This is a genomic window from Bradyrhizobium sp. Kon58 (genome assembly GCF_055807455.1).
This window is the reverse complement of the sequence record NZ_JBVVOT010000571.1, coordinates 1-249: the sequence shown is the minus strand read 5'-3', so window position 1 is coordinate 249 and position 249 is coordinate 1. Positions and strand designations below refer to the sequence as shown.

General features: G+C 65.5%; 1 protein-coding gene. It reads left to right on the top strand.

All coding sequences use genetic code 11. The annotated features are described in order from the left end of the window. On the top strand, window positions 1-249 hold a 249-nt coding region (locus AC0L20_RS41535), incomplete at both ends, for a hypothetical protein (RefSeq protein WP_473295917.1).

Genomic DNA, 249 nt, shown 5'->3' with positions numbered 1-249 from the left:
CCGACACCCAAGAACTGCTCGGGATCAATGCCGACGACATCGGCACTGCGCGCTTCCTGCGGGCCGATGATCTCACCACCCTGGCCGTGCAAAGGGTTACGCAGGAAATTCGTCCCGGCGACCGTTTGCTTCGCGCCGAACCTGGCATCAGCCTGGCCAGCCCGACAACAGCCGCGCCCTTCGTTGAAGGGCACACCATCGACGTCCCCAGAGGCCTATCGCAGGCCGGCCTGCTGGATGCGGTGACCC